Here is a 21,308-nt window from a genome sequence, read left to right on the forward strand (position 1 = left end):
GGGAGCCTGCCATGCGCCTGCTGATCTTCGGGCAGACCGGCCAGGTCGCGCGCGAACTGGCACGCGCGCTGCCGTCCGGATGGCAGGCCGATTTCCTCGGCCGCGGCCGCGCGGACCTCTCGGACCCGATGGCCTGCGCTGCGGTCGTTTCCGTGACGGATGCGCACGCAGTGATCAACGCCGCCGCCTACACCGCCGTCGACCGCGCCGAGGAAGAAGAGGTTCTGGCCACCAACATCAACGGCGCCGCCCCGGCGGCGATGGCGCGCGAGGCCGCGATGCGCGGGCTACCCTTCGTGCAGATCTCGACCGATTACGTCTTCGACGGCTCCGGCCGCCAGTCGCGCCACCCCGCCGACCCGACCGGCCCGCTGGGCGCCTACGGGCGCTCGAAACTGGCGGGCGAGGACGGGGTGCGCACCGCGGCCGGGCCGCACGCGATCCTGCGCACCAGTTGGGTGTTTTCGGCGCATGGGTCGAATTTCGTGAAGACCATGCTGCGGCTGGGCGCCGAGCGCGCGGAATTGCGCGTTGTCGCGGACCAGGTCGGTGGCCCGACACCCGCCGCCGACATCGCGCGCGCATGCCTGACGGTCGCGGCGGCGCTGCGCACCGATCCGGCGCTGTCGGGCACCTATCACCTTGCCGGCGCGCCGCCGGTCAGCTGGGCGGATTTCGCCCGCGCGATCATGGCCGCGGCGGGCCTCTCCTGCCGGATCACCGATATTCCGACCCGCGACTATCCGACCCCGGCCCGGCGTCCGCTGAATTCGCGGCTGGACGGGACCACGCTGAAAACCGCCTTCGGGATCGACCCGCCCGACTGGCGCGCGGGCCTGACGGCGGTCGTGAAGGAATTGAAGGGAAGCAGGTCATGACCAGGCGGAAAGGCATCATCCTTGCCGGCGGAACGGGATCTCGCCTCTGGCCGATCACGCTGGGCGTCTCGAAGCAGCTTCTGCCGGTCTACGACAAGCCGATGGTCTACTACCCGCTGTCGGCGCTGATGCTGGCCGGCATCCGCGAGATCGCGATCATCACCACGCCCGAGGATCAGGTCCAGTTCCAGCGCATCCTGGGCGATGGCAGCCAGTGGGGCCTTGCCTTCACCTGGATCGTCCAGCCGAAGCCTGAAGGGCTGGCGCAGGCCTATCTGCTCGCGAACGACTTTCTGGCGGGCGCGCCCTCGGCAATGGTGCTGGGCGACAACATCTTCTTCGGCCACGGCCTGCCGGAACTGATGGCCGCCGCCGACGCGCGGCCCGCCGGCGGCACGGTCTTCGGCTACCGCGTCGCCGACCCCGAGCGGTACGGCGTCGTCGCGTTCGACAAGTCCGGGCAGGTGCGATCCATCGTCGAGAAGCCCGAGAATCCGGCATCGAACTACGCGGTCACCGGCCTCTACTTCCTTGACGGGACAGCGCCGGATCGGGCACGCGACGTCCAGCCCTCGGCGCGGGGCGAACTCGAGATCGTCTCGGTCCTGGAAAGCTACCTGGCGGACGGGGCACTGACCGTCGAGCGCATGGGCCGCGGCTATGCCTGGCTCGACACCGGGACGCACGGCAGCCTCCTGGACGCCGGCAACTTCGTGCGCACCTTGCAGGACCGGCAGGGCACGCAGGTCGGCTGCCCCGAGGAGATTGCCTATACCGCCGGCTGGATCGACGCCGCGCGGTTGCGCGCCCACGCGGCGACCTACGGCAAAAGCCGCTATGGCCGCTATCTGACCGACCTGCTGCGCGAGGTCTGACGAAACGCGCGGCGCAGATCACTCCCTGCGTTCAATACCGGCGTCGTGCAGGGGATCGGCGCCCGGCACGGGGTCATAGCCGTGCCCACCCCAGGGATGGCAGCGGCAGAGACGATGAACGGTCAGGTAGCCCCCCTTCACGCCGCCATGCCGCTCCAGCGCCTCCAGCGCGTAGGCCGAGCAGGTGGGCTGGAACCGGCAGCCGTGGCCGACCCACGGGCTGAAGATCAGTCGGTAGCCGCGCACCGGCAGGGACAGCAGATGGGCAAGCGGGGTCATGACCGGGGCGGACGGGGCGCGTGGATCGATGCCAGCGCACGCTCCAGATCACCCAGCAGCGCCGTGAAGTCGCGCGACACCGTCGCCCCGGGCCGGGCGACAAGCACGTAATCCCAGCCGGGATGCCCCAGCCGCGGCAGTACCGCCCGCGCGATCGCCCTGAGCCGGCGCTTGGCACGGTTGCGAGTCACGGCGTTTCCAGTCTTCTTGGACGCGGTGAAGCCGACACGGATGCCTGTGCCCGCCTCGTCCGGTTCGCGCCGGCGGGCCTGCAGCAGAAAGCCCGCCGTGGGCTGACGGCGGGCGCGGGCGGTGGCCAGAAACTCGGCGCGGCGCAACAGCGTCTGGGGCACGCTGGTCGCGACCGGCGCCGACCTCTCGTCCTGCGCCGGGGTCATCGCAAACCTGCCGGTCCGATCAGGCCGACAGCTTCTTGCGGCCCTGGGCGCGGCGCGAGTTGATGATCTTGCGCCCGGCCTTGGTGGCCATGCGGGCGCGGAAACCGTGCCGCGACTTGCGGACCCGATTGCTGGGCTGGAAGGTGCGTTTCATCGCCGTAGTCCTCGTTCTGTTCGGTCATAGCGGGCCGCCGCGCACGGCAACGGTCATCGACCGGAAATCCTGAGAGCCGGCTGATATCCAAGGTTTCCGGTCAAGTCAACGCGCAAGCCGGCCGGTGCGGAACATTTCAGCCTGGAACATTGGCGTGACTGTCGTGGCTTTTTTCGTGACCCATGGTCATCTGCGACGGATATAGCGCATACCGCCCGATGAGTAGAGAGGCACTCGATGCAAGTTTCCGCCAAGAGCCGGCTTCGCCGCCAGGTGCCGCTGCTGATCGTGGTGCTGGCCGCCGTGACCGGGGCCGTGCTGCTGCGCGACCATCTCAGCTTCGAGGCCCTGCGCGCCAACCGTGAGGCGCTGCTGGCGTTCCGCGATTCCCATTACCTCTGGGCCGCGCTGGTATTCGTGCTCACCTATGTCGGGATCGTGGCACTGTCGCTGCCCGGCGCGACCGTCGCAACGCTGACCGGCGGCTTCCTTTTCGGGCTTTTCCCGGGGGGGCTGTTCAATGTGGGTGCTGCGACCGTGGGTGCGGTCCTGATCTTTCTGGCGGTGCGATCCGGGCTGGGCGACGGGCTGCGGGCGCGCATCGATGCCCGTGACGGCGCGGTCAAGCGCATCTCGGACGGGATTCGCCGCAACGAGGTGCCGGTCCTGATCGGCATGCGCCTCGTGCCGGTGCTGCCTTTCTTCATCGCCAACCTGCTGCCGGCCTTCATCGGCGTGGCGACCGTGCGCTTTGCCTGGACGACCTTCGTCGGCATTCTGCCCGGCGGCCTGGTCTACACCTGGGTCGGCGCCGGGCTGGGCGAGGTCTTCGCCCGCGGCGAAACCCCGAACCTCGGCATCATCTTCGAGCCGCATATCCTCGGCCCGCTCTTGGGCCTGGCGGCGCTGGCGCTTCTGCCGGTGATCCTGCGCCCCTTTGCAAAGGTCTGATCGATGGAAGAACTGTCAACGGATGTCTGCGTGATCGGCGCAGGCTCGGGCGGGTTGAGCGTGGCGTCCGGCGCGGCGCAGATGGGCGCGCGCGTCATTCTGATCGAAGGCCACAAGATGGGGGGCGACTGCCTGAACTACGGCTGCGTGCCGTCGAAGGCGCTGTTGTCGGCCGGCAAGGCGGCGCAGTCCCGGCGCCGCGGCGCAAGGCTCGGCGTTGCGTCCGTCGCGCCCGAGGTGGATTTCTCCGCCGCCATGGACCATGTTGCCGCGACCATCGCCGCCATCGAGCCGCACGACAGCGAGGAGCGCTTCACCGGCCTCGGCGTGCGGGTGATCCGCGACTGGGCGCGCTTCGTCAGCCCCGACGCCGTCGAGACCGGCGCGCACCGCATCCGCGCACGGCGTTTCGTCATCGCCACCGGCTCCTCGCCCCTCGTCCCGCCGATCGAGGGGCTGGACAGCGTGCCCTACCTGACCAACGAGACGATCTTCGAGCAGCGTGAATGCCCGCGGCACCTGCTGATCATCGGCGGCGGCCCGATCGGCCTGGAGATGGCGCAGGCGCATCGCCGGCTGGGCGCCGAGGTGACCGTCATCGAAGCCGCGAAAGCAATGGGCCGCGAGGATCCCGACGCCGCCGCGCTGGTGCTGAAGACGCTGCGCGATGAAGGCGTGCAGATCGTCGAAAATGCCGCGGTGGAGCGCGTGCGCGGCCGCGCTGGCGCGATCGAGGTCGAGGTGAAGGGCGGCACGGTCTTTCCCGGCACCGAACTGCTGGTCGCCGTCGGCCGCAAGCCCAACATCGGCCGGCTGAACCTGCCGGCCGCGGGCATCGAGCATTCGGCCAGGGGCATCACCGTCGACGCAAGGCTGCGCACCACCAACCGCCGCGCCCATGCCATCGGCGATGTCGCGGGGCAGGGGCAGTTCACGCATCTGGCCGGCTATCATGCGGGCGTCGTCATCCGCTCGGTCCTGTTCGGCCTGCCGGCCAAGGCGCGCGCCGACCACATCCCGCGCGTCACCTATACCGACCCCGAACTGGCGCAGATCGGCCTGACCGAAAGCGAGGCGCAGGAAACCCACGGCACCGCGCTGGAGGTGATCCGCCTGGGCTTCGACGCCAATGACCGCGCCCTGGCCGAGGGGCACGATACGGGCCTTCTGAAGCTGATGGTGGTGCGCGGCCGGCCCGTCGGCGTCACCATCGCCGGCCCCGCGGCGGGCGAAATGCTGGCGCCCTGGGCGATGGCGCTGGCCAACCGGATGAAGCTCAGCGCGCTGGCCGGCACCGTGCTGCCCTATCCGACGATGTCGGAACTGTCGAAACGCGCGGCAGGAGCCTATTTTTCCCCCAGGCTGTTTGATAATCCTTGGGTCAAGCGTTTCGTCCGGGGGGTGCAGAAGGTGCTCCCCTGACGGCGCGGGTCAGGGTTGGGCATGTTCTTTCGTACGCTTTCAGGCCGGTTCTTGATGCTGACGATCATCTTCGTCATGCTGGCCGAGGTTTTCATCTTCCTGCCCTCCGTCGCCCGCTTCCGCGAGGATTTCATGCTCTCAAGGCTGGAGCGCGCGCAGATCGCCTCGCTCGCGCAACTAGCCTCGGACGGGGCGATCAGCGAACGGCTGGAGGCGGAACTTCTGGAAAACGCCGGCGTCTACAACGTCGTCCTGCGGCGCGATGCGCTGCGCGAGTTGGCGCTGTCCTCGCCGGTTCCCGGACCGATCGCGGCGACCTATGATCTGCGCGACCCTTCCGCCATCGACCTGATGCGCGACGCGCTCGAGGTGATGATCCGCCCCGAGAACCGCGTGATCCGCGTCATCGGCGAGCCCGTGCGCGAAGCCGGATTGCTGATCGAGGTGACGATGGACACCGCGCCGCTGCGCCGCGAACTGCTCGAATACGCGCTGCGCATCCTCTACCTTTCGCTGGTCATTTCGCTGTCCACGGCGGCGCTGCTGTTTCTGGCCGTTCAGCGGCTGATCGTGGGGCCGATCCGACGGGTTATCGCCTCGATGTCCGACTATGCCCAGGCGCCCGAGGATGCCCGGCGCATCATCACCCCCTCGGCCAGCGTCAGCGAGTTGCGCGAGGCCGAAGAGACGCTGGCGAAGCTGCAGACCGATCTGACCGGCGCGCTGCGGCAGAAGGAACGCCTGGCGCAGCTTGGCGGCGCCGTGGCGCGCATCAGCCACGATCTGCGCAACATCCTGGCCACTGCGACGTTGGTGGCCGACCGGATCGAATCGTCCTCGGACCCGGCGGTGACGCGCGCCGCGCCCAAGCTGGTCGGGGCGCTGTCGCGCGCGGTCAGCCTCTGCGAAAGCACGCTGGCCTTCGGCAAGGCCGAGGAGCCGCCGCCCCGCCTGACCCAGTTCGCCCTGCGTCCGCTGGTGCAGGAGGTGGTCGAATCCGAGGCGATGGCCGCGGGTGAAGATACCAAGGCCGAGTTTCTTCTGGATGTCCCGGCGACCCTGACCCTGCGCGCCGACCCCGAACAACTGTTCCGCGTGCTGTCGAACCTCGTGCGCAACGCCCGCCAGGCGATCGAGGCAACCGGCGCCACAGGCATGGTGGAGGTCGCCGCCACAGTCCAGGACGAGGGGGTCAGCATCCGCGTGATCGACACCGGCCCCGGCCTGCCGGCGCGCGCGCGCGACAACCTCTTCGCGGCCTTTCAGGGTGGGGTGCGCAAGGGCGGAACCGGGCTGGGGCTGGTGATCGCGGCCGAACTGGTGCGCGGACACGGCGGCAAGCTGGACCTGGTGCGCAGCGATCAGAACGGGACCGAGTTCCGGATCGTGCTGCCGCAGCGGATGTAGCCGCGGCGCGGAATACCCCGAAAGCGGTCGACGCGACGGCTGCCGCAAAACTTTCGTTTTGGTTAAGATCACGACTTTTTATATAGAAAAACAATATATTGCCGCTTTGTGCGCGCGCGCACACCCTGCCGGAAACGGGCCTGGGGACCTCTCACGCCCGAAGCCGCGCCCCGTCGGTTCCCCGGATCGTCGCCCCGACCACTTGCCCGACGGGCTGCGGCTGGTCAAAATCGACCTCGGCGAAATGCTCGGTCCGGCCCATCAGCGGGCTTTCCATCAGCACCGCATGGCGGCGCCCGACCTGCGCGGCCAGATGCGCCGCCTCCCGCGCCTGACCCGCTGCCCGCAGCCGCGCCGCGCGCTCCCGGATCGCGGGACCCGCCACCTGCGGCATCCGCGCCGCCGGCGTGCCCTTGCGCGGGCTGAAGGGAAAGACGTGCAGCCAGGTCAGCCCGCAGTCCTCGACCAGCTTCAAGGAATTCTCGAACATCGCCTCGGTCTCGGTCGGAAAGCCCGCAATGATGTCGGCGCCGAAGACGATATCGGGGCGCAGGCGGCGCGCCTCCTCGCAGAAGCGGATCGCGTCGTCGCGCAGGTGCCGGCGCTTCATCCGTTTCAGCGTCAGGTCGTCGCCTGCCTGCAGGCTCAGGTGCAGGTGCGGCATCAGCCGCGGCTCGGTCGCGATGGCCTCCATCAGCGCCGGGTCGGCCTCGATCGAATCGATGGAACTGATGCGCAAACGCGGCAGGTCCGGCACCAGCTTCAGGATGCGCCGCACCAGGTCGCCCAGCCGCGGCGACGCCGGCAGGTCCGCGCCCCAACTGGTCAAGTCGACGCCCGTCAGCACCACCTCGTTGTAGCCCTGCCCAACCAGTCGCTTGATCTGCTCGACCACGACGCCGGCGGGAACTGACCGCGAATTGCCCCGGCCGTAGGGGATGATGCAGAAGGTGCAGCGATGGTCGCAGCCGTTCTGCACCTGAACATAGGCGCGCGACCGGCTGCCGAAGCCGTCGATCAGATGCCCCGCCGTTTCCTCGACACTCATGATGTCGTCGATCCACACACGCTGGGTCCGGCCGATCAGGTCCGGGGTCAGCGCCGTCCAGGTTTCCGGCTGCATCTTGGCATGGTTGCCGATCACGCGCGTCACCTCGGGCATGGCGGCGAAGGTCTCGGGCTCGGTCTGCGCCGCGCAGCCGGTGACGATGATCGGCGCCTCGGGGTTCTCGCGGCGCAGCCGGCGGATCTCCTGCCGCGCCTTTCGCACCGCCTCGGCGGTGACCGCGCAGGTGTTCACGATCACCGCCTCGCGCAGACCCGCGGCCTCGGCCAGCGCTTTCATCGCCTCGGTCTCGTAGGCATTCAGCCGGCAGCCGAGCGTGGCAAAGACCGGCGCGTTCATGACAGCGCCGCCAGGAACGCAGGATCGAGCCGGCCTTCGAAGACAGTCGTCACCGGCCCGGTCAGCCAGACACCATCATCGCGCCAGTCGACGCGCAGATCGCCGCCATCCGCCGCGATCGTCACCTGCCGTCCGGTCAGACCGCGCCCCCGTGCCGCCACCGCCACCGCGCAGGCGCCCGAGCCACAGGCGAGCGTGATGCCCGTCCCGCGCTCCCAGACGCGCATCCGCAGGCGGTCGGGACCAAGGGGACTGACGAACTCGACATTCGTGCCCTCGGGGAAAAGCGGGTCGCGCTCCACTTGCGGGCCACGTTCGGCCACCGGGACGGCATCGGCGTCATCAACGAAGAAGACGCAATGCGGGTTGCCCATGCCAACCGCGACCGGATCGCCGGGCAGGGGCAGGTGCATGGGATCGGCGGCACGGGCCAGCGGAATCGCCTGCCAGTCGGTGATCGGCTCGCCCATGTTAACCCAGATCGCGCGGTCGCGAAGCTCTGCCCGCAGGCGACCGCGTGCGGTGAGGATATCCAGTTCCTCGGCGCCGGTTTCGCCCATCACCAGCGCCGCGGCGCAGCGGGTGGCGTTGCCGCAGGCCCCGGCGCGCGAGCCGTCCGCGTTCCAGAACTCCAGCCTCAGCGCCCCGCCCTCGGCATCGCGCAACTCGGCCAGCTGGTCGAAGCCGACGCCGCGATGCCGGTCGCCGAGCGCGCGCGCCAACGACGCGGTGGTCACAGCCGGGCCGCCGCGCGAGTCGACGAGCACGAAGTCGTTTCCGGCGCCGTGCATCTTGAGGAAGGAAAGGCCGTGTCGAGTCATGCGCCGGATATAGTGGAGCGGGAGGCGCGGCGCCAGTAGGGCGATTTCGGGGTTGACCAGGGCGGAGGTTGTTCTTAAAGGGCGGGCGAGGGGCCCGTAGCTCAGTGGTAGAGCAGTTGACTTTTAATCAATTGGTCGGAGGTTCGAATCCTCCCGGGCTCACCAGATAATCGTTTTGGATCAGGGGGTTGGTCCGGTCGTTGGCCGGGGTTTGCTGGCGTTTGGGGCGCTGGCGAGGGGGCTGGCAGGCGTATGGCAAGTGGCTGGCAAGCGTATGGCAAGCGTATGGCAGTAACGAACGCTGCGGCAGGGTTTCGGCAAGGAAATGGGGCGACCGTCAGGGCCGGGGCGTCCGGGGTGCGCCGTGGTCGGACCGCAGGCCCGATCAGTCGGGCCGGTGGAGCAATGACGCCGCGAAGGGTGAGGGCTGCCCGGACGGGGCCGCAGGAGGGCGCCGTCCGGCGAGAGGCGCCCGAGGCGCGCGCCGAGGGGTGAGGCCCGGTGCGGCCGCAGGCCGGTTCGAGCCGTCCAGTGGACGGCCCGAAGGAACGAATGCCCGGAGCGCCAGTGCAGGGCCGGGGGCGGTTCCGCGCCACGCCGGCGGACAGTGCCCCATGGCGATGCGGGCCGGCGCGGTGCGTGCCGGGTGCGGGCTCTCGACGCTCGGGGCAATTCTTCTGGCGGCTTTGACGCCGCGCTGACGCCGGCCTTACGGGGCAATGTCGGGCGGGGCGTAGGGTCGGGGCGTCGCAGGAAGCGGCGAACCCGATCCAGAAAGGAGCCCGCCATGACCCTCCAGACCCATCACGCGGCCACCATCGCGACCCCCTTCCGCGGCCCCGCCGAGCTGCCGTCCTCGACCCTTCTGTGGTTGGTCGAGGCGCTGGTGCTGGGCCCCGACCGGCACACGCCCGGGTCCGAGGAGGACCCGCGCGACCGGACCCGCCGCCTTCGCGCCGCCGTCCAGCGCCGCGAGGACCTGCGCGAGGCGGTTCATGGGTGAAGAACGGTCCGGCCGCAGGCCGGATCGGACCGTCCAGTGGACGGTTCGAAGTGACGAACGCCCGGAGCGCAAGCGGAGGGCTGGGGGCTGTGACGCGCAAGGCCGGCGGGGCGCACTGTTGCGATGCGGCCCGGCCGCCGGTGAGGGGATGCCGAACGGAGGGCAGCGCCCGGCCCGAGGGGTGGGCGAGAAGCGCCCGCCCCGTGGGGGCGGGTCGGGCGCTGCCCGGGCCTCCGGCCCGGGCGGATAACAGACAGGAAGTCATTGTGTCTTTAGGGAAAAGAATATCCGCCGGAGTTCTCATCTATTAATCTGAGAATGATGCTTGCAGCTGCACCGTAAACCAACCCAGAGTTCTGCGCATACAGCAACTTCTCTGGATGCCCCTCCTTAAAAGCGTATGTAAGAAACCGTTCCTCCTCGTGCATCCCCACTACAATTCCCGCGACCTTCCGTTTGCCGGAGTGAGAAAACACGATAGGGCCACCAGAAAAACCGGGGTTGTTAAGCCCGTCAACCACAATTCGATGAGGAAATCCCCGGGTATGAAACGTTGCTATGCAACCTTTCTTAACAAATGGTAGTGGAAATTTCTCGTCCCAGCCTCCTTGCGCGAAGCCGTAGTATCCAAAAGGGAAACCCAAGAAAGAGATTGTCTGTCCAAGGATAATATTCTTGTCATCCAATTCCAAGGGGAGATGCCGGCGATCGAAAAATACTGGCATCCGGAGAACTGCTACGTCATAATCGAGGTTGCTTGCTATTAATCGACAGGGGAAGTCTTGCCAGGACTCCGACAGGAATATCTTGCAGTCAGCTTCGGGGCGATCGGAAATTAGGTGTGCCGCGGTGACAAGATACTGCTTCGAGTCATAGTCGATGATTGTTCCGGTTCCTTCTTGCAGTGATCTGATCCGAATGGCCCGTTGCAGCACTTCGGCTGACGGAGCGCCCGCTAGTTCACTCACCCCAGCACCCCCATCAACTCCCCCCATTCCCGCTTGCTCATGCCGGAACTTTCCTGCGTGACCTCCTCGCCCTTGAGCATCCGGCGCAGCGCCTCCAGCCCCTTGGCCGAGATCGTCGCCCCGCCCAGACGATAATCGCGGAAGGCGGCGGTGGCCAGCGGCACCCAGTCGGCGGTGATGTCGAGCATGAGTTCGGCGTAGGCGCGGATCTCGTACTGGGCGTGGGCGTCGGCGCGCAGGCGCAGGAAGTGGAAGAGGTTGTGCAGGTCGGTCTTCCAGTACCATTGGGTGTAGATGTTGGCGGGCAGGTTCATGCGGGCCAGTTCGCGCGCGAGGCCCTGCTGGTTGTCCTGGCTCAGCATCCCCTCGTAATTGTCGTAGGCGCGGGCGGCGTCGGATTTCAGGATGTCGAGGACGCGGGCGGCCTCGTCCCCCTGCAGCACCTCGCCCCGGCCCTGGTTGTTGACGGTGGATTGCGCGGCGAGGTGTTCGGGCGCGGGGATGTAGAACTCGCGGTCGAGGATCGAGTAGCGGGCGGAGTATTCGTTGACGTTGGCGGTGCGGTGCCGGATCCACTGGCGGGCGACGAAGACCGGCAGCTTGACGTGGAACTTGACCTCGCACATCTCGAACGGGGTGGAGTGCCAATGGCGCATGAGGTAGCGGATCAGCCCCTCGTCATTGCTGACGTGGCGGGTGCCGGCGCCGTAGCTGACGCGGGCGGCCTGGACGATGGCGGCGTCGTCGCCCATGTAGTCGATGACGCGCACGAAGCCGTGGTCCAGCACCGGGTGGGCGGTGTAGAGGCGGGCCTCCATCCCCTCGGACACGGCGCGGAGCGTGGGGCGGGGGCTGGCCCGCTGGGCGTCGATTTCGGCCTGGTGCTGGGGGTCGAGCGGCATGGAGGAAACCTTCGGTTGCAGGGGCGCGTTGATACGCTATCTTGCGATGTATAACACGGGAGACGCAACATGCGATACTTGCACACGATGGTCCGGGTGAAGGACCTTGAGGCGACGATGGATTTTTTCCGGCTGCTGGGGCTGGAGGAGACGCGGCGCCACGACAACGACGGCGGGCGGTTTTCGCTGATCTTCATGGCGCCGCCGGGGCAGCGGGAATGCCCGGTGGAGCTGACGTATAACTGGGACGGGGACGAGGGGTTGCCCTCGGACAGCCGGCATTTCGGGCATCTGGCCTACGAGGTCGAGGATATCTACGCGAAATGCCAGGAGCTGATGGACGCGGGCGTTACGATCAACCGGCCGCCGCGCGACGGGCGCATGGCCTTCGTGCGCAGCCCCGACAACATCTCGATCGAGTTGTTGCAGAAGGGCGAGGCGAAGGCGCCGGCCGAGCCCTGGAAATCGATGGAGAATGTCGGGCACTGGTGAGCGCACCCTGGCGCTGGCGCTGGGGGTGATCTGGGCCGGGGCGCCGGCGGCGGCGTGCCGGCTGGCGCTGGTGCTGGGGATGGATGTCTCGGCCTCGGTCGATTCGCGGGAATATGCGCTGATGATGCGCGGCACGGCGGCGGCGATGCGCGCGCCCGAGGTGGCGGCGGCGTTCCTGACCGGCGCGCCGGTGGCGCTGAGCGCCTTCGTCTGGGCCGGCGCGCGCGAGCAGGCGATGGTACTAGACTGGACGCTGATCGTGGACGAGGCCGCGCTGGCGGCGGCGGCGGGGCGGATCGCGGGCTTCGCGCGGCCGGGGGGCGACCCGCTGGGGCCGTGGAGCGGGCGCACCGGCGTCGGCGGGGCGATGCTGGCGGCGCGGGGGCTGCTGGACCGGGCACCGGATTGCGACGCGCAGACGCTGGACCTGGCCGGCGACGGGGTCAGCAACGACGGGCCCGAGCCGGGGCCGCTGCGGGGGGCGCTGTTCCAGGGGGTGACGGTGAACGCGCTGGCGGTGTCGGGCGACCTGCCGGTCGATCACGGCACGCTGGCCGAGGAGGGGGGGCGACTGTCGGGCTGGTTCGCCGCGGAAGTGCTGCACGGGCCGGGGGCGTTTGTCGAATCGGCCGACGCCTACAGCGATTTCGAGCGCGCGATGACCCGCAAGCTGCTGCGCGAGTTGCGCCCGGCGCTGCTGGGCGACCGGGGGCCGGGGCGGGACGCGCCGATTGCGGCGGCGCGCGAAAGTCGCTAAGGCGCCCGCGACCCCGCCGAGGAGACCCCGCGATGATCCCGTCCAGCTTTGCCGACCGCGCCACCGTCGCCCGCCTGACCGCGCGGATGCTTCTCGACATCGAGGCGGTGCATTTCAACGCGGCGGAGCCGTTCACCTTTGCCTCGGGGATGCGGGCGCCGACCTATATCGACTGCCGCAAGCTGATCAGCTTTCCGCGCATCCGGTCGTGCCTGATGGATTTCCTGACCTGCCGGGTGATGGAGGACGCGGGGCTGGAGGCGTTCGACAACGTCGCGGGGGGCGAGACCGCGGGCATCCCCTTCGCCGCGCTGGTCGCCGAGCGGATGGCGCTGCCGATGTCCTACGTGCGCAAGAAGCCCAAGGGGTACGGGCGCAACGCGCGGATCGAGGGCGCGATGAGCGAGGGGCAGCGCGTGCTGCTGGTCGAGGACCTGACCACCGACGGCGGCTCGAAGCTGAGCTTCGTCGAGGCGATCCGTGAGACCGGGGCGGACTGCGGCCATACCGCGGTGATCTTCTACTACGGCATTTTCCCCGAAACCGAGCCGCGGCTGGCCGAGCACGGGGTGAAGCTGCACTACCTCTGCACCTGGTGGGACGTGCTGGCCGAGGCGCGGCGGGAGAGCGGGTTTGATGCAGGCACTCTGGACGCGGTCGAGGCGTTTCTGCGCGCGCCGCGGGACTGGGCGCCGTCGGCCTGAGGCGACGCACCCCGCCGCGCCAATCAATCGGGAGGGAACCCGTATGAGCCTCTTCACCGGCCTCTCGGCCTTTCCCATGACGCCCACCGATGCGACGGGGCGGCTGGCCCCCGAGCTGCTGCGCGCGTTTCTGAAGCGGATCGTGGCGGCAGATGCCCAGTCCATCGGGCTGCTGGGCAGTACCGGGGCGTATGCCTACCTGACGGCGGAGGAGCGCAAGCGCACGCTGGGCGTCGCGCTGGAAAGCGTGGCGCGGCGGGTGCCGGTCATCGTCGGCGTCGGCGCGCTGCGCACCGACGAGGCCGCCGACCTCGCGCGCGATGCCCGGCAGGCCGGCGCGGAGGGCCTGCTGCTGGCCCCGGTCTCCTACCAGCCGCTGACCGAGGACGAGGTGTTTCACCATTTCGAGGCGGTAGCCGAGGCCGGCGGGCTGCCGCTGTGCATCTACAACAATCCCGGCACGACGAAATTCACCTTCTCGCCCGACCTGATCGGACGGCTGGCGGAGGTGCCGAACGTGGTGGCCGTGAAGATGCCGCCGCCGGCCGATGGCGATGTTGCGGCGGAACTGGCGCGCCTGCGGGCCTGCGTCCCGGAGAGTTTCGCCATCGGCTATAGCGGCGACTGGGTGGCAAAGGCGGCGCTGCAGGCCGGCGCGGATTGCTGGTACAGCGTCGTCGCGGGTCTGCTGCCCGGGCCCGCGAGGGCGCTGACGCGCGCCGCGCAGACCGGCGACCGGGCCGAGGCCGAGCGGCTGGACGCGGCCTTTGCCCCGCTCTGGTCGCTGTTTCGGGATTTCGGCAGTTTTCGGGTGATGTTCGCCCTGGCCGAATTTCTGGGCCAGGGTCCGCTGGCGCCCCCGCGTCCGGTTCTGCCGATCCCCGAGGCCACGCGGGTGCGCGTTCGGGCGGCGCTCGACGCGGTGGAAGCGGCGACCGCGACGCCGCCGGGCGCCTAGCGGACTCGGCACGGAGAATCGGATGCAGGTGTAGCGACGGGGCGCAGGCGTGCTTTTCGAACCGACGTCGAGGGCAGCGTCAACCGAGCGGCTATTGATGCGAATATGGAAACACTAAGTTTCCTGATTCGGCTTCGGCCTTCAACAATCTGCCACAACCTGCACATTTCAAACAAGATCTGGCCCTGGGAAAGGTTTTCCCGCGGTTATCCCCAGACTTACCCAGATTGCAACGCGGGCGCGGATTTGGCATACCGTGACTCGCTCTGGGCCGCCGCGAACCGCCGTCTGGGTGAACCCCGCAACCAGGGCACGAAGCGCCGCGCGAGATCGGCGTAAGGGGAGGCAGGTGACATGAACGAGATTGCTGCGCTGCGCAATGCAGCCCCGGGCGAGGCGCATGCAGGCGCGCACCCCGAGGTGCTGCCCCACAACATCGAGGCCGAGCAGCAACTGCTGGGCGCGGTGCTGACCAACAACGACGTCTTCGACCGCATCTCGTCGCTGATCAAGGCCGAGCATTTCTTCGAACCGGTCCACCAGCGCATCTTCGAGATCAGCGCGGCGCGCATCCAGAAGAACGCGCTGGCCTCGCCGGTGACGCTGAAGGCGTTCATGGAGGACGATCCGGGGCTGAAGGAGCTGGGCGGGCCGTCCTATCTGGTCCGGCTGGCGGGTGCGGCGATCTCGGCCTACGTCGCGCGCGACTATGCGCAGATGATCTACGACCTGGCGGTGCGGCGCGACCTGATCCGACTGGGCCAGGACATCTCGGCCCGGGCCGGCAAGGTCGAGGTGGACAGCGAACCGCGCGAGCAGATCGTCGAGGCCGAGCAGCGGCTTTACAAGCTGGCCGAGCAGGGCGTGGCCGAGCGCGGATTCCAGTCGTTCCTGAAGGCGGTGACCGACGCAGTCAACATGGCCAACGCCGCATACCAGCGCGAGGGGCAGCTTTCCGGCATCTCGACCGGGTTGGCCGATCTGGACAAGAAGCTGGGCGGGCTGCATCCGTCGGACCTGATCATCCTGGCCGGGCGGCCGTCGATGGGCAAGACGTCGCTGGCGACGAACATCGCCTTCAACATCGCCAAGGCGCATCGGCGCGGCACGAAGCCCGATGGCAGCGAAGGTTCGGTCGAGGGCGGTGTCGTCGGGTTCTTCAGCCTGGAAATGTCAGCCGAGCAACTGGCCGCGCGCATCCTGTCCGAGGCCGCCGAGGTGCCGAGCGAGCAGATCCGCCGCGGCGACATGACCGAGGGCGAGTTCCGCCGCTTCGTCGAGGCGGCGAAATCGCTGGAGGCCTGCCCGCTCTTCATCGACGACACGCCGGCGCTGCCCATCGCCCAGATCGCCGCCCGTGCCCGGCGCCTGAAGCGCACGCAGGGGCTGGACGTGCTGATGGTCGACTACCTGCAGCTTCTTCGCGGAACATCGAAGGAAAACCGCGTGCAGGAGGTCAGCGAGATCACGCAGGGGCTGAAGGCCATTGCCAAGGAATTGAACATCCCGGTGATTGCGCTTTCCCAGCTTTCGCGCCAGGTGGAGAATCGCGACGACAAGCGCCCGCAGCTTTCGGACCTGCGCGAATCGGGCTCGATCGAGCAGGACGCCGATGTGGTGATGTTCGTCTTCCGCGAGGAATACTACCGCGAGCGCGAGAAACCCGGCGATCACGATCTGGATGGGATGGCGAAGTGGCAGGAAATCATGGAGCGCGTCCACGGCAAGGCCGAGGTGGTGATCGGCAAGCAGCGCCACGGGCCTATCGGCACGGTCGAATTGAGCTTCGAAGGAAGGTTTACCCGGTTCGGAAACCTGGTGCAGCCTTGGCAACAGGGTGGCGGAACGGGCTTCTGAGCGTGCGCGGGGGGATCGGGGGCGTATCCCGCCCTCGCGGTTCCCCCGCGAGCGTCTTGCGCGGCGGGCTTGCCGGGTTGGTGCTGGCGTGCGCTGCCACCGCTACTGCGGCGCACCCGCACGAATTCGTCGAGGCGCGCCTGATCTTCGATTTCGACGGCGGGGGTCACCTGCAGCAGATCGGGGTCGAATGGCGCTACGATGCCTTCACCTCGATGCTGATCCTGGGCGACATGGGCATCGACCCGGCGGCCGAGGCGCTGACGCCCGAGGAAGAGGCGCAACTTTCGGGGTTCGATACCAACTGGATCCCCGGGTTCAACGGCGACCTCTGGCCCTATTTCGCGGGCGATCCGTTGCCTGTCGGACCCCCGCAGGCCGCGAGCGCGCGGCTGGAGGCCGGCGAGATCGTCTCGCAGCACTGGCGCAGGGTCGAGGACGGCGTAGACCCCGCCGCCGGGGATCTGGTCGTGCAGGTCTACGACCCCGAATACTACGTCTCCTACACGATCAGCCACGACAGCCGGATCGAGGGGCGCGGCGATTGCCGGCTGCGCTTCTTCGGCCCCGACCTCTCGGCGGCCGAGGAACGGCTGCAGGCGGCGCTGGACGAATTGATCGCCGGTGGCGCCGCCGATCTGGAACAGGATTTCCCCGCTGTCGGCCGCGACTTTGCCGAGGAATTGCGCTTCGACTGCACCGCTTCGGGGGATTGACCCGTAATCGGTCCCTGCCTGACCGCGCCGCGGCTTGCACCCCGGCCCGCGGCGTGGCACCTCAGCCGCAAAAAGGGGAAATCACCATGCGCCAGCCGATCCGACTGTCCGACTACACGCCGCCCAGCCACCTGATCGAGCGTGTCGATCTGACCTTCCGGCTGGACCCGACGGCGACGCGCGTCACCTCGAAGATCCGCTTTCGCCCGAACCCGGCGCGGCCGGGCGCCGATCTGCGGCTCGATGGCGAGGACCTGAAGCTGATTTCGGCCACGATCGACGGCGCGAAGGTCGAGGTGGCGCCCGATGCAACCGGCCTGACGCTTCCCGCCGCGCATCTGCCCGATGGCCCCTTCGACTGGCAGGCCGAGGTCGAGATCGACCCGCAGGCGAATACCGCGCTGGAGGGGCTTTATATTTCCAAGGGGATGTACTGCACCCAGTGCGAGGCCGAGGGCTTTCGCCGCATCACCTACTATCCCGACCGGCCCGACGTCATGGCGCCCTTCAAGGTGCGCATCGAATCCGACCTGCCGGTGCTGCTGTCGAACGGCAACCCGGCGGGGCAGGGCGCCGGCTGGGCCGAATGGGACGACCCGCACCCGAAGCCCGCGTACCTCTTTGCGCTGGTCGCCGGCGATCTGGTTGCCACCCGCGACCGCTTTACCACGGCGTCCGGGCGAGACGTGGACCTGGCGATCTGGGTGCGCAAGGGCGACGAGGACAAGACCGGCTATGCGATGGACGCGCTGAAGCGGTCGATGGCCTGGGACGAGCGGCGCTACGGGCGCGAATACGACCTCGATCAGTTCAACGTCGTCGCGGTCGACGACTTCAACATGGGCGCGATGGAGAACAAGGGGCTGAACATCTTCAACTCGCGCTACGTCCTCGCCTCGCCCGAGATTGCCACCGACGAGGATTACGCCTCGATCGAGCGGATCATCGCGCACGAGTATTTCCACAACTGGACCGGCAACCGCATCACCTGCCGCGACTGGTTCCAGTTGAGCCTGAAGGAGGGGCTGACGGTTTACCGCGACCAGCAGTTCATGGCCGAGGCGCGCGGCGGCGCCGTGCAGCGCATCAACGAGGCGCTGACCCTTCGCGCCCGCCAGTTCCGCGAGGATGGCGGGCCGCTGGCGCACCCGGTGCGGCCGTCCGAATATGTCGAGATCAACAACTTCTACACCGCCACCGTCTACGAGAAGGGCGCCGAGGTCATTCGCATGCTGGCGACGCTGGTGGGCGAGGAGGGGTATGCCAAGGCTCTCGATCTCTATTTCGACCGCCACGACGGACAGGCCTGCACGATCGAGGACTGGCTCAAGGTGTTCGAGGAGGCGACGGGACGCGACCTGAGCCAGTTCAAGCGGTGGTACGAACAGGCCGGCACACCGCGCGTCCGGGTAAGCGAGGAGTGGCAGGACGGCCGCTTCCGCCTGCGCCTGTCGCAGACCGTGCCGCCGACCCCCGGCCAGCCGAAGAAGGCGCCGATGGCGATCCCCGTCGCCCTGGGACTGATCGGCGCCAATGGTCAGGAGGTTGCGCCGACGCAGGTGGTGGAACTCACCGAGGACGAGATCACGCTGGATTTCGAGGGGCTTGGCACGCGTCCGGTTCCCTCGCTCCTGCGCGGGTTCTCGGCGCCCGTGGTGCTGGTGCACGCGCCGGAACCCGGCGCGCTGGCGCATCTTCTGGCCCATGACACCGACCCCTTCGCGCGGTGGGAGGCCGGCCGGCGGCTGGCCCTGCAGGCCGCCGAGGCGATGATCCTCGAGGAGGCGCCCGCCGATCCGGCCTGGCTTGCCGCGCTGGCGCCCGTGGTCCGCGACGAAAGCCTGGATCCCGCCTTCCGCGCCCTGATGCTGCGCCTGCCCGACGACGAGACGCTGGCCGCGCATCTGGCCGACCGCGGCACCACCCCCGACCCCGACGCGATCCACGCCGCCCGCCGCGCCATGCGCCGCGCCGTGGCCGGCCGGTTCGACGCCGATCTGCGCGGGTTGGTCAACGCCCTGGCCCCGGTCGTGCCCTACAGCCCCGACGCGGCCTCGGCCGGGCGGCGGGCGCTGCGCATGACCGCGCTGGGGCTGGTCGCGCAGACCGACCGGGGCGAGATGGCCGAGGTGGTCTTCAAGGCCGCCGACAACATGACCGAGCAGTTGGCCGCGCTCGCCTGCCTGATCGACGCGGGCCGGGGCGAGACGGCGCTCGCCGCCTTCCACGACCGCTGGCAGCAGGAGCGGCTGGTGATCGACAAGTGGTTCGCCCTGCAGACCGGCCATGCCCAGCCGGCGCGCGCAGTGACCGTGGCCGAGGGGCTGAGCGCGCACCCCGATTTCGACTGGACCAATCCCAACCGCTTCCGCGCGCTCTTTGGCGGACTGGTCGGCAATCACGCGGGCTTTCACCGCTCCGACGGCTCGGGCTACGATCTGCTCGCCGACTGGCTGATCCGGCTCGACGCCCGCAACCCGCAGTTCGCCGCGCGCATGTCCACCGCGTTCGAAGCCTGGCGCCGCTACGACTCGGCGCGGCAGGCCAGGGCGCGCGCGGCGCTGGAACGCATCGGACGCCACGCGCGCCTCAGCCGCGACATGGGCGAGATGGTCGAGCGCATGCTCGAATAGCGCGCCTCAGCGCAACGGCAGCGACAGCCCGAGCGAGACCGTGTTCATCCCGGGGTTGCGACGGTAGAGGCCCACGTTCGACCGGTGGCTGATCGACAGCGTGACCGAGGCGCCCCCGGCAAAGCCATAGCCCAGGTCGATCCCGCTGCGCACGCTGAAGGCGCCGCCCAGGTCGCGCCCGCTGCCGCGCCGGTAGAGCCCCGGCATCACCGACGCCCGCACGAAGGTCCCCTGCGCCGCCCCGCGCCAGGTATAGGCAAGGCCCGCGCCGGCCCAGCCCTCGTTCCGGCTCGACCACGAGACGCCGTAGACCGGCTGGAACGGCCCGAGTGCCGGCGGCGCGACATAGCGCAGATAGGCCTCGGTCGACCCGCCGGAATTCCGCCCGATCTGGATGTCCGCGCGCGGCCCCTCGGCGGCGGCCGCCAGCGGCGAAAGCGCCAGTGCCAGCGCACCGGCTAGAGAAACAAAGGTTTTCATGCCCGACCTCAAGTTTGTTTTCTTATCAGGTTTCTATCGCGCCGCAGACCCGCGGCGTCAAGGTTCGCGTGGAATTCCGCCGCAGTTGAGTCTGCTCGTTGTTCTGTCAGCAGATGAGGTCAAGCCCCAAGCATGCAACCCCAGGAAGAAAGTCTTGGAAACTGCGGCGCCGGCGCAACCAGACCACTGGTTTAGGCATTAAGCTTCTGGTAACACTGAACATGAGCCCAGTTTCAGTACGAGTGGGCACAGGTTCGAGTATGGAGGGCTTTCGATGGCTTTTTTCAAGTCAATTGCAATGGGTACGGCCGCGCTGGCGCTTTCGACGGGGATGGCGGTTGCCGCCACCGTTGATATCACGGTTCAGACCTTCACTGGCACCGACAAGGTGTCTAACGCCTTGGCAGCGGAAACCGCGTTCATTTCTCCGCTCCTTATCGTGGCTCAGGAAGACTTCGACGGGCGCACCGCTTGCACCGTCGCCCACAATTCTGCTGCTGCCGCGGACTGCGGGGCGGGGAGCACCGGCAGCGCCGATATCGCGTTGGACACTGCCGTCGGCAGCTTCCAGCCCGATGGCGCCCAGGGAAACGGCACCTCCAGGGTGAAGCCGACGAACAGCGTTGTGGTCAGATCCGACGAGCCCAGTGCTTTCGGCCGGTTGGCTCTGTCCGGTGAAAACTGGCTCGACAGCAACGACCATGTCGGGATCAAGTGGTTGATCCCCGCCAAGGAGACTTTTTCCTTCACGCATCTGTCGTTCTTCCTCACCGACGTTAAGGACGTCAGGAAGACGGAGTTCTTCATCAGGGTGGGCGGTCTCGAGGTTACGCCGAACTTCGAGGTCATCGGACCTCAGGGCGATGCGACCGTGAACTTCGTCACGATGGTTTTCAGCGATCTGGTGGGCGGTTTAAACGACGTCGAGATTCTCCTGACAAACAAGTCGGGTGAAAGGAACGACGGCTTTGGCGTCGACAGGATCAAGGCGGCCGTCATTCCGCTTCCCGCACCGGCCTTCCTGCTTCTGGGCGGCATGGGCGTTTTCGGCGGCATGGCCGCGCTGCGCCGCCGGCGGCAGAAGGCTTCGGCCTGACACCTCGCGCCCGGCAGGAACTGGATGCGGCGGCCTTCGGGCCGCCGTTTTTCGTTGCGCACTCCTAGGGATCAGCGGCAGCTCGGTGCGGGTTCAGGCCCCTGCCTGGCGCATCCCGGGGAGCGCGAAGGGCGGCATAAACGCCTTGAAAT

The 21,308-nt window shown here is 68.3% G+C and carries 22 protein-coding genes and 1 tRNA gene; 15 read left to right on the forward strand and 8 right to left on the reverse strand.

Annotation, left to right across the window (positions count from 1 at the left end):
- Positions 1 to 11: 11 nt before the first annotated feature.
- Together rfbD and rfbA are read left to right on the forward strand one after the other, a co-directional pair.
- Positions 12 to 878 (forward strand): dTDP-4-dehydrorhamnose reductase, encoded by an 867-nt coding sequence (gene rfbD, locus IM708_RS06860; protein WP_209425595.1) that lies wholly within the window; start codon positions 12 to 14, stop codon positions 876 to 878.
- Positions 875 to 1,753 (forward strand): glucose-1-phosphate thymidylyltransferase RfbA, encoded by an 879-nt coding sequence (rfbA, locus tag IM708_RS06865; RefSeq protein ID WP_209425596.1) that lies wholly within the window; start codon positions 875 to 877, stop codon positions 1,751 to 1,753. The genes rfbD and rfbA overlap by 4 nt, the downstream gene beginning before the upstream one ends.
- Positions 1,754 to 1,771: 18 nt before the next feature.
- Here rfbA and yidD read toward each other — a convergent pair whose 3' ends face one another.
- The 3 genes from yidD to rpmH are packed head-to-tail and all read right to left on the reverse strand — an operon-like array spanning position 1,772 to position 2,584.
- On the reverse strand, positions 1,772 to 2,032 hold the full coding sequence (gene yidD / locus IM708_RS06870) for a membrane protein insertion efficiency factor YidD (protein ID WP_209425597.1): 261 nt from the start codon (positions 2,030 to 2,032) through the stop codon (positions 1,772 to 1,774).
- Positions 2,029 to 2,430, reverse strand: a complete 402-nt coding sequence (gene rnpA / locus IM708_RS06875) for a ribonuclease P protein component (RefSeq protein WP_209425598.1) — start codon at positions 2,428 to 2,430, stop codon at positions 2,029 to 2,031. Before rnpA ends, yidD begins: the two co-directional genes overlap by 4 nt.
- Positions 2,431 to 2,449: 19 nt before the next feature.
- The gene (rpmH, locus tag IM708_RS06880; RefSeq protein ID WP_209425599.1) at positions 2,450 to 2,584 is read right to left on the reverse strand and encodes a 50S ribosomal protein L34; all 135 of its coding nucleotides are present in this window, start codon (positions 2,582 to 2,584) and stop codon (positions 2,450 to 2,452) included.
- A gap of 237 nt (positions 2,585 to 2,821) precedes the next feature.
- Between rpmH and IM708_RS06885 the strand changes: the two genes are divergently transcribed.
- Genes IM708_RS06885 through IM708_RS06895 form a run of 3 tightly spaced genes read left to right on the forward strand, consistent with a single transcriptional unit; the run spans position 2,822 to position 6,364 of the window.
- Positions 2,822 to 3,535: a TVP38/TMEM64 family protein gene (locus tag IM708_RS06885; RefSeq protein WP_209425600.1), complete on the forward strand. Its 714-nt coding sequence runs from the start codon at positions 2,822 to 2,824 to the stop codon at positions 3,533 to 3,535.
- Between the two features lie 3 nt (positions 3,536 to 3,538).
- Positions 3,539 to 4,957, forward strand: coding sequence for an FAD-dependent oxidoreductase (locus IM708_RS06890; RefSeq protein WP_209425601.1), 1,419 nt, complete (start codon positions 3,539 to 3,541; stop codon positions 4,955 to 4,957).
- Positions 4,958 to 4,978: 21 nt separating this feature from the next.
- Positions 4,979 to 6,364, forward strand: a complete 1,386-nt coding sequence (locus IM708_RS06895) for a HAMP domain-containing sensor histidine kinase (RefSeq protein WP_209425602.1) — start codon at positions 4,979 to 4,981, stop codon at positions 6,362 to 6,364.
- A gap of 151 nt (positions 6,365 to 6,515) precedes the next feature.
- On the opposite strand, the gene mtaB is transcribed toward IM708_RS06895, so the two are convergent.
- The gene (gene mtaB, locus IM708_RS06900; protein WP_209425603.1) at positions 6,516 to 7,769 is read right to left on the reverse strand and encodes a tRNA (N(6)-L-threonylcarbamoyladenosine(37)-C(2))-methylthiotransferase MtaB; all 1,254 of its coding nucleotides are present in this window, start codon (positions 7,767 to 7,769) and stop codon (positions 6,516 to 6,518) included.
- Positions 7,766 to 8,590, reverse strand: coding sequence for a diaminopimelate epimerase (gene dapF, locus IM708_RS06905; RefSeq protein ID WP_209425604.1), 825 nt, complete (start codon positions 8,588 to 8,590; stop codon positions 7,766 to 7,768). Before dapF ends, mtaB begins: the two co-directional genes overlap by 4 nt.
- Before the next feature lie 90 nt (positions 8,591 to 8,680).
- Between dapF and IM708_RS06910 the strand changes: the two genes are divergently transcribed.
- Together IM708_RS06910 and IM708_RS06915 are read left to right on the forward strand one after the other, a co-directional pair.
- Positions 8,681 to 8,755 (forward strand) — tRNA-Lys (locus IM708_RS06910).
- Positions 8,756 to 9,377: 622 nt separating this feature from the next.
- The gene (locus tag IM708_RS06915; RefSeq protein ID WP_209425605.1) at positions 9,378 to 9,593 is read left to right on the forward strand and encodes a hypothetical protein; all 216 of its coding nucleotides are present in this window, start codon (positions 9,378 to 9,380) and stop codon (positions 9,591 to 9,593) included.
- A 272-nt stretch (positions 9,594 to 9,865) separates the two neighbouring features.
- Here the strand turns inward: IM708_RS06915 and IM708_RS06920 are convergent, their stop codons facing one another.
- Positions 9,866 to 10,561 carry a serine protease gene (locus IM708_RS06920; RefSeq protein ID WP_209425606.1) on the reverse strand — a complete coding sequence of 232 codons (696 nt, stop codon included), beginning with the start codon at positions 10,559 to 10,561 and terminating at the stop codon, positions 9,866 to 9,868.
- Positions 10,558 to 11,463: an FAD-dependent thymidylate synthase gene (thyX, locus tag IM708_RS06925; protein ID WP_209425607.1), complete on the reverse strand. Its 906-nt coding sequence runs from the start codon at positions 11,461 to 11,463 to the stop codon at positions 10,558 to 10,560. Before thyX ends, IM708_RS06920 begins: the two co-directional genes overlap by 4 nt.
- A 69-nt stretch (positions 11,464 to 11,532) precedes the next feature.
- On the opposite strand from thyX, the gene IM708_RS06930 reads away from it, so the two are divergent.
- The 7 genes from IM708_RS06930 (at position 11,533) to pepN (ending at position 19,580) form a co-directional block, all read left to right on the forward strand.
- A complete protein-coding gene (locus tag IM708_RS06930; RefSeq protein WP_209425608.1) occupies positions 11,533 to 11,955 on the forward strand; it encodes a VOC family protein in 423 nt (140 codons plus the stop codon).
- A complete protein-coding gene (locus tag IM708_RS06935; RefSeq protein ID WP_209425609.1) occupies positions 11,939 to 12,712 on the forward strand; it encodes a DUF1194 domain-containing protein in 774 nt (257 codons plus the stop codon). The genes IM708_RS06930 and IM708_RS06935 overlap by 17 nt, the downstream gene beginning before the upstream one ends.
- A gap of 32 nt (positions 12,713 to 12,744) precedes the next feature.
- Complete coding sequence (locus IM708_RS06940) at positions 12,745 to 13,416, forward strand: orotate phosphoribosyltransferase (RefSeq protein WP_209425610.1); 672 nt, start codon at positions 12,745 to 12,747, stop codon at positions 13,414 to 13,416.
- Positions 13,417 to 13,459: 43 nt separating this feature from the next.
- Positions 13,460 to 14,374, forward strand: coding sequence for a dihydrodipicolinate synthase family protein (locus IM708_RS06945; protein ID WP_209425611.1), 915 nt, complete (start codon positions 13,460 to 13,462; stop codon positions 14,372 to 14,374).
- 354 nt (positions 14,375 to 14,728) lie between these two features.
- Complete coding sequence (locus tag IM708_RS06950; RefSeq protein WP_209425612.1) at positions 14,729 to 16,231, forward strand: replicative DNA helicase; 1,503 nt, start codon at positions 14,729 to 14,731, stop codon at positions 16,229 to 16,231.
- Between the two features lie 56 nt (positions 16,232 to 16,287).
- On the forward strand, positions 16,288 to 16,947 hold the full coding sequence (locus IM708_RS06955) for a DUF1007 family protein (RefSeq protein ID WP_209425613.1): 660 nt from the start codon (positions 16,288 to 16,290) through the stop codon (positions 16,945 to 16,947).
- Positions 16,948 to 17,033: 86 nt separating this feature from the next.
- Positions 17,034 to 19,580: an aminopeptidase N gene (gene pepN, locus IM708_RS06960; protein ID WP_209425614.1), complete on the forward strand. Its 2,547-nt coding sequence runs from the start codon at positions 17,034 to 17,036 to the stop codon at positions 19,578 to 19,580.
- A 6-nt stretch (positions 19,581 to 19,586) separates the two neighbouring features.
- On the opposite strand, the gene IM708_RS06965 is transcribed toward pepN, so the two are convergent.
- Positions 19,587 to 20,060 carry an acyloxyacyl hydrolase gene (locus IM708_RS06965; RefSeq protein WP_209425615.1) on the reverse strand — a complete coding sequence of 158 codons (474 nt, stop codon included), beginning with the start codon at positions 20,058 to 20,060 and terminating at the stop codon, positions 19,587 to 19,589.
- A 274-nt stretch (positions 20,061 to 20,334) separates the two neighbouring features.
- Between IM708_RS06965 and IM708_RS06970 the strand changes: the two genes are divergently transcribed.
- Positions 20,335 to 21,156, forward strand: coding sequence for a VPLPA-CTERM sorting domain-containing protein (locus IM708_RS06970; protein ID WP_209425616.1), 822 nt, complete (start codon positions 20,335 to 20,337; stop codon positions 21,154 to 21,156).
- The last annotated feature ends 152 nt before the right edge of the window (positions 21,157 to 21,308 follow it).

The organism is Pararhodobacter sp. SW119 (assembly GCF_017811755.1).
In the GTDB taxonomy this organism is placed as follows: domain Bacteria; phylum Pseudomonadota; class Alphaproteobacteria; order Rhodobacterales; family Rhodobacteraceae; genus Pararhodobacter.

Coding starts and splice junctions, on each gene's coding strand:
- rpmH (WP_209425599.1), bottom strand. CDS start 2,584: ATGAAACGCACCTTCCAGCCCAGCAATCGGGTCCGCAAGTCGCGGCAC.
- IM708_RS06970 (WP_209425616.1), top strand. CDS start 20,335: ATGGCTTTTTTCAAGTCAATTGCAATGGGTACGGCCGCGCTGGCGCTT.
- IM708_RS06895 (WP_209425602.1), top strand. CDS start 4,979: ATGTTCTTTCGTACGCTTTCAGGCCGGTTCTTGATGCTGACGATCATC.
- IM708_RS06965 (WP_209425615.1), bottom strand. CDS start 20,060: ATGAAAACCTTTGTTTCTCTAGCCGGTGCGCTGGCACTGGCGCTTTCG.
- mtaB (WP_209425603.1), bottom strand. CDS start 7,769: ATGAACGCGCCGGTCTTTGCCACGCTCGGCTGCCGGCTGAATGCCTAC.
- IM708_RS06885 (WP_209425600.1), top strand. CDS start 2,822: ATGCAAGTTTCCGCCAAGAGCCGGCTTCGCCGCCAGGTGCCGCTGCTG.
- pepN (WP_209425614.1), top strand. CDS start 17,034: ATGCGCCAGCCGATCCGACTGTCCGACTACACGCCGCCCAGCCACCTG.
- IM708_RS06915 (WP_209425605.1), top strand. CDS start 9,378: ATGACCCTCCAGACCCATCACGCGGCCACCATCGCGACCCCCTTCCGC.
- yidD (WP_209425597.1), bottom strand. CDS start 2,032: ATGACCCCGCTTGCCCATCTGCTGTCCCTGCCGGTGCGCGGCTACCGA.
- IM708_RS06940 (WP_209425610.1), top strand. CDS start 12,745: ATGATCCCGTCCAGCTTTGCCGACCGCGCCACCGTCGCCCGCCTGACC.
- IM708_RS06935 (WP_209425609.1), top strand. CDS start 11,939: ATGTCGGGCACTGGTGAGCGCACCCTGGCGCTGGCGCTGGGGGTGATC.
- IM708_RS06950 (WP_209425612.1), top strand. CDS start 14,729: ATGAACGAGATTGCTGCGCTGCGCAATGCAGCCCCGGGCGAGGCGCAT.
- rfbD (WP_209425595.1), top strand. CDS start 12: ATGCGCCTGCTGATCTTCGGGCAGACCGGCCAGGTCGCGCGCGAACTG.
- IM708_RS06890 (WP_209425601.1), top strand. CDS start 3,539: ATGGAAGAACTGTCAACGGATGTCTGCGTGATCGGCGCAGGCTCGGGC.
- IM708_RS06945 (WP_209425611.1), top strand. CDS start 13,460: ATGAGCCTCTTCACCGGCCTCTCGGCCTTTCCCATGACGCCCACCGAT.
- rfbA (WP_209425596.1), top strand. CDS start 875: ATGACCAGGCGGAAAGGCATCATCCTTGCCGGCGGAACGGGATCTCGC.
- dapF (WP_209425604.1), bottom strand. CDS start 8,590: ATGACTCGACACGGCCTTTCCTTCCTCAAGATGCACGGCGCCGGAAAC.
- thyX (WP_209425607.1), bottom strand. CDS start 11,463: ATGCCGCTCGACCCCCAGCACCAGGCCGAAATCGACGCCCAGCGGGCC.
- IM708_RS06930 (WP_209425608.1), top strand. CDS start 11,533: ATGCGATACTTGCACACGATGGTCCGGGTGAAGGACCTTGAGGCGACG.
- rnpA (WP_209425598.1), bottom strand. CDS start 2,430: ATGACCCCGGCGCAGGACGAGAGGTCGGCGCCGGTCGCGACCAGCGTG.